The organism is Bartonella sp. PS7NMGDW (assembly GCF_042193585.1).
GTDB lineage: Bacteria > Pseudomonadota > Alphaproteobacteria > Rhizobiales > Rhizobiaceae > Bartonella > Bartonella grahamii.
The window spans coordinates 1-693 of record NZ_JBHILX010000112.1; the positions used below are offsets into that span (position 1 = coordinate 1).

1 protein-coding gene and 1 pseudogene are annotated in these 693 nt (G+C 33.9%); both read left to right on the forward strand.

Annotation, left to right across the window (positions count from 1 at the left end; genetic code table 11):
- Window positions 1-222 (forward strand): annotated as a pseudogene (locus tag ACFIKJ_RS09585) (DNA adenine methylase); the annotation flags it as partial.
- A 65-nt stretch (window positions 223-287) separates the two neighbouring features.
- Complete coding sequence (locus ACFIKJ_RS09590; RefSeq protein WP_375648391.1) at window positions 288-662, forward strand: helix-turn-helix domain-containing protein; 375 nt, start codon at window positions 288-290, stop codon at window positions 660-662.
- Window positions 663-693 lie beyond the last annotated feature (31 nt).

A 693-nucleotide genomic window follows, 5' to 3' on the forward strand; every position in this document is an offset into this window, starting at 1 on the left:
AAGAAGAAGTGTTACAGCTCTGGGAATTTTGTTGAAGATGATTTTGTGAGTATGGCAAAAGTTCTCAAAAGCATACAAGGTAAATTTGTCTTGAGTCTCAATGATTGTGATGCGGTTCGAGAGATCTTTAAGGATTTTGACTTTTTAGAATTAGAGACCCTTTGGACATCTGGTTTTGCTAAAAAACCACCCCGAAAAGAACTCTTGATTCGCAATAATTGAGGAAAATCATAAAAAGATTTGTTAGAATCAGAAGAAAATATTTCTTCTCTAATAGGACTTTTTATATGGTTACATCTTTTGGTAAAATTTTACGGAAACTTCGGGTTGATCATTCAGAACGCCTCTTAGATATGGCTAAGAAATTAGACATATCTGTATCATTTTTATCTGCTGTAGAAATTGGCAAAAAATCTGTTCCTGTAGAACTGGAAGAAAAGATCATAGAGCTTTATGGTTTAGATAAAGCAATGGCTTCTCTCTTAAAAAAAGAAGCCTATTCTTGTCGAAAAAGCATCATAATAAAACCTTCTACTCCGTTGCAACGTGAAACTGTTGTTGCGTTTATGAGACTTTTAGATGGCTTACATCAAGAAGCGTTAGCAGATTTCAAAGAAACATTAGAAACATTGTGCGAAGCGTGCTTTATAGAGAAATGTTAGAAAATCCTATTCCCTAACTTTTATTTACGCG